This is a genomic window from Streptomyces sp. AcH 505 (assembly GCF_000818175.1).
GTDB lineage: Bacteria > Actinomycetota > Actinomycetes > Streptomycetales > Streptomycetaceae > Streptomyces.
In genome coordinates this window covers 190,775-195,457 of the sequence record NZ_JTIY01000002.1, presented here as the reverse complement: position 1 = coordinate 195,457, position 4,683 = coordinate 190,775, and the positions used below count along the sequence as shown (strand labels likewise).

The 4,683-nt window shown below is 72.2% G+C and carries 4 protein-coding genes and 2 pseudogenes; 5 read left to right on the top strand and 1 reads right to left on the bottom strand.

The annotated features are described in order from the left end of the window. A pseudogene (locus HY68_RS31010) lies at positions 1-320 on the top strand (sugar kinase); the annotation flags it as partial. 37 nt (positions 321-357) lie between these two features. Here HY68_RS31010 and HY68_RS31005 read toward each other — a convergent pair. After that, positions 358-1,632 (bottom strand): glycoside hydrolase family 71/99-like protein, encoded by a 1,275-nt coding sequence (locus HY68_RS31005; protein ID WP_041998073.1) that lies wholly within the window; start codon positions 1,630-1,632, stop codon positions 358-360. Between the two features lie 331 nt (positions 1,633-1,963). Between HY68_RS31005 and HY68_RS31000 the strand changes: the two genes are divergently transcribed. The 4 genes and pseudogenes from HY68_RS31000 to HY68_RS44265 all read left to right on the top strand — a co-directional run. After that, positions 1,964-2,614 carry a DUF5134 domain-containing protein gene (locus HY68_RS31000; protein ID WP_041998071.1) on the top strand — a complete coding sequence of 217 codons (651 nt, stop codon included), beginning with the start codon at positions 1,964-1,966 and terminating at the stop codon, positions 2,612-2,614. Positions 2,615-2,752: 138 nt separating this feature from the next. Continuing rightward, entirely contained in the window at positions 2,753-3,688 is a 936-nt protein-coding gene (locus tag HY68_RS30995; RefSeq protein WP_042000286.1) for a M56 family metallopeptidase, read from the top strand. 79 nt (positions 3,689-3,767) lie between these two features. Next, positions 3,768-4,451 carry a phosphatase PAP2 family protein gene (locus tag HY68_RS30990; protein WP_041998069.1) on the top strand — a complete coding sequence of 228 codons (684 nt, stop codon included), beginning with the start codon at positions 3,768-3,770 and terminating at the stop codon, positions 4,449-4,451. After that, positions 4,448-4,683 (top strand): annotated as a pseudogene (locus HY68_RS44265) (hydrolase); the annotation flags it as partial. The gene HY68_RS30990 and the pseudogene HY68_RS44265, both read left to right, overlap by 4 nt.

Below are 4,683 nucleotides of genomic sequence, written 5' to 3'. Positions count from 1 at the left end.
GGGATCCGGCGGCGGCGGGCGCGGTGCGTGAGGTCGCCAGGGCGGTGGGGCGCGGCGCGCTGGGGATGATCGATCTGCTGGACATCGATCTGATCGTGCTGGGCGGCCCGTTCTTCACGCCGGACGTCGCCGACTTCTACCTGGCCGAGATCGGCCGCACCGTCAACGAGTTCCCGACGGCGCGGCGGCTGCGCCGGGTCGAGGTCGAACCGTCGCTGCTCAGTGCGGAGGCGGCGGCGGTGGGCGCGGCCTCCACCATCTTCCACGCCACCTTCACCCCGCGGCTGCGGGGCAGAGGGGGCGCGGGCCGCCGGGACTGACCGTCCCGGCGACCCGTACCCACGAGTTGATGGATCGTCAGACGCGTGGCTGCGTGGGGCGGTTGGGGGTACGTGCGAGCTGCCCCTTGAGCATGCGGCCACCGTCGTTGGTCAGCCGCAGATAGTAGTCGGACGAGCAGGAGGTGCCGTCCTCGTCCAGGGCGAAGATCCCGGACCCTGCCGGTACGTCGGCGGCCGTCTCGGCGGTCTTGGCGATCTGGTTGCCCTCGTTGAACTCGTCGAACATCGAGATGTAGAAGCCCTGCGCCCCGATACCCGTGAGGTTGTAGAACTGACGCCACATCAGATCACCGTGGGCGCGCGCCCTGCCCTGCAGATCGCCGGGGATCACACACGGCTGGTAGTCGATCCCGTGCGCGTCGCAGTCCGCCTGGTCCGGGCCGTTGAGGTCGCGGGCGAACTGGTCGGCCTGGCTGACGTTGCTGATCCGGCCGACCATCCAGGGCGAGATCATGTTGAACGCGTGGTACACGTCGGAGAAGCCCGCGCGCGAGTCGTCCGTACCCGTGCGCCAGTGGGTCGGCACCCCGCCGATCACGTAACAGCCCTGGCTCTTGAACCAGTTGACGACGTCCAGGCACGGCGCCGGCTCGAAGGGCCGCCCCGAGTCGCTGAAGCCGAAGCCCCAGATGCACACCACCGGCTTGCCGTTCTGCTTCGCGTACGCGCCCGACGCCGTGTACGCCTTCATCTTCGACGTCCAGTCGTCCTTGATCTGCGACTGCATCGACGTCCAGCCGCTCACGTCGTACATGATGTAGAACTTGCGGCCGTGCGCCTCCGCCGCCTGACGCACCTTCTGCGCCATGCCGTCGCGGGTCGGCCCCTCGGCGCCGAACGGGTTGAACCGCTGGAGGGCCGCGGTGTCACAGCCGTTCTCCTGCATCCAGCGGAAGTGCGTGTCCACCGTCTGCTGGTCCCACGACGAGAACAGCGTGGCGGGCTGACCGCTGTTCAGGTTCGGGTAGGCGGTGCGATATGTCTTGCTGTACTCCTTCGTTTCGGGCCACGACACCAATGTCGTATTGCTGGGCGACGGCGGCTGGCCACCGTTGGCGCTGTAGTGCCACCAGCTGTTGATGGGCGCGCCGTCGCCGATACAGGCGAACCAGCCCTGATAGCCGACGGTGATTTTGCCGACCACGTCGCCGACGGGGCTGGCGGCGGGTCCGAAGGCACTCTTGCGTCTCGGTGCGGACGCGGCTCCGGCCTGCTGAGCGGCGCCGAGGCCACCGATCGCGGCCGTGGCGGCCAGCGCCGAGGCGATGGCCGAACGTCGTGACATACTCACGGAGGATTTCCTCCCACTAGATATCTGCCAGAAATGCGTAAAGTCCTTGGGAGTGGGGGGATTTACAGGCGGCGGCAGCCCGCCCGGCCCCCAAGGGCACGCATCTGCAAAGTAGTCGGCCGCACACCCGGCCACAAGGCCGTGCGCGTAAAGCATTCGGCCAAGAATCCCGAAGCGGTGTCAGCTCAATTTCTTTACGCTTTCCGTTTCCGGCGAAATGCGAATTGCGATCTGCGGGACCGGACCGGGCGCGCGTCCGCCCCGCCGCGCTCCCCCAGTGACCCCTTGCGCTCGTATGTGCCAGGACCACGCTGGGCATCACCTTCCCGACATGACCGATCGGGGGAGGTACGCGGTGCATGGACCGGCGACGGTCGGCTGGCTGCTCGTCGCACTCTGCACGGCGGCCGGGGGCTACTGCCTGCTCCGGCTGCGCGGCGGGGGCGGTGAGCGGCGCGGCACGGCGGGCGGCGAGGCGCTGATGGGGTTCGGGATGGCGGCCATGGCGGTGCCGGCCGCCGTGCTGGCGCCGCCCCGGTGGGTCTGGGTGGCGTACGCGCTCGTGTTCGGCGCGGCGGCGCTGTACGCGCTCGTCCGGGCCCGCTCGGCGGGACACCATCTGCACCATCTGCTGGGGATGCTCGCCATGGTCTACATGGCGGGGGCGATGGCGGCGGCGCCGACGGGAGCGCACGGCGGCGGGCACGGGAAGATGCCGGGGATGTCCGGCGCGGGCATGGCAGGGGGCGTCCCGCTGGTGACCGGGCTGCTGCTTGTCTACTACGCGGGGTACGTCCTGTGGGCGGGCCCCCGGCGGCTGCCGCTCGTGGCCGTCGCCGCGCCCGTGGGCGGCGCCGGCACGGCCGGGACGGGCGGGAGCGGCGGAAACGGCGGGACCGGCTGGGGGGACCGGGCCGAGCTGGCGCTCGCCTGCCGGCTCTCCATGGGGCTCGCCATGCTGGCGATGCTGATCACGCTGTGACGGCGCACCCCGTGACGACTGCCGTACGGGCGCCACCGGCCACCGCCCGGCGGCGCGGGCGCGCACCTGAGCGTGTCCTGCGTCACTTGACGCGTGAGGCTGCCTCCCCCGGGGGCCGCCCCTCATAGGCTGGTGACCATGATGGTCTCCTTGGCGCTGCTGCTGTTCGGTGCGCTCGCCGCCGCCGTCGCGCCGAAGCTGCTGGCGCGCGCCGAGTGGCCGGAGCGTGAGCCCGTCGTCGCGCTGTGGGTGTGGCAGTGCGTGGTCGCCGCCGTCCTGCTGAGCTGCGTGCTCTCCATGATCTTCAGCGCCGCCGCCGCCTGGGAGGCGGTACGCGGCCATGTCTTCGCGACCGCGCCCGCCGGGGTCGTACAGGCGTACTCCTTGGGCGGCCATCCGCAGGGCTCCGCCGTCCTCGCCGTGCTGCTGGCGGGCGGCGGGCTGTGGACCGCCGCCATGCTCACCCGGGAGATCCACCGCTCGCGCAAGCGGCGCAAGCAGCGCCGCAAGGAACTGCTCGTCCGCTCGCCCGTACTGCCGGGAGAGCAGCCCGGCGAGGAACCGCTGGTCGTGCTGGAGGCCGAGCGCCCGGACGCCTGGTGGCTGGCCGGCGCGGCCCCGCAGCTGGTCATCACCACGGCCGCGCTGCGCCGGCTCAAGGGCCGCCAGCTCGATGCCGTACTCGCCCACGAACAGGGCCACGCGCGCGCCAGGCACGACTGGCTGCGGCACTGCTCGTCCGCGCTGGCGAACGGCTTCCCGCAGGTGCCGGTGTTCGCCGCGTTCCGCGACGAGATGCACCGGCTGGTCGAGCTGGCCGCCGACGACATGGCGTCCCGCCGCTTCGGCAGCCGGACGACCGCGCTCGCCCTGGTCGAACTGAACGAGGACCGCGGGGTGTTCGGTCCCGGCACCACCCCGGACGCCGAACTGCCGCAGCGGGTCAACCGGCTGCTGTCGCCGGTGCCCCGGCTGACGGCGGGCCGCAGACTGCGGCTGACGGCCGCGGCGGCGCTGGTACCGGCCGTGCCGCTGCTCGTCGCCTTCGTCCCGGGGCTGCGCGCCCTGGGCTGACCGCCGTCGGCGGCGGGCGAATCACCGGCGGTGCCACCCGGTCCCGGTTGCGGGCGGCATCCTCGGCAAGGATCACCTCATGCACTCCTCACCGGTCACCTTCGCCCGCACGGCCGCCCTGTTCGCCGTCGTCTCCGGGGTACTGGCGGCGCTCGTCGTCACCGAGTGGGGGCCGCTGCTCTCCTTCGACCGCTCCTCGGCCTCCCGGCTGCACCGCTGGGCCGTCGCCGAACCGGGGCTCACCCACACCAACCGGGTGCTCAGCGACTGGGTGTGGGACCCCTGGACGATGCGCGCGCTGACGGCCGCGGCCGTCGTCGTGCTGTGGCTGCGCCGTTCGCGGCTGCTCGCCCTGTGGGTCGCGGCGACGAGCGTGGTCGGCTCCGTCGTCCAGCAGGGGCTCAAGGCCGTCGTCGGGCGGCCGCGCCCGCACTGGCCCGACCCGGTCGACTCCGCCCACTACGCCTCGTTCCCCTCCGGGCACGCGATGACCGCCACCGTCACCTGCGGGCTGCTGCTGTGGCTGCTGCGGCGGCACGGGACGCGCGGCGCGGCGTGGGGCGCCGCCGTGCTGGTGGCGGCCGTCTCGGTGGCCGGTGTGGGGCTCACCCGGCTCTGGCTGGGGGTGCACTGGAGTTCGGACGTGCTGGCGGGCTGGCTGCTCGGTGCCGGACTTGTCGCCCTGTCCATCGCCACGTACGGGCGTGTACGGCCGTCCGGCCTTGTCCAGGGGGCCGTGAGCCGGGAAGGATCGGGAGTATGACGTTCAAGGCAGTGCTTTTCGACTTCTCCGGGACCCTCTTCCGCATCGAATCGGCAGGATCATGGCTGCGGGCCGTACTCGACGAGACGGGTGTCTGTGTGCCGCCCGACGAGGTCCGGCGGTCCGCGATGCGGCTGGCCGTGGCGGGGGCGCTGCCCGGCGGTCCCTCGCCGCAGCAGGTGCCGGCCGAACTGGCCGAGGTGTGGGCGGGCCGTGACGCGAGCGCGGCGGG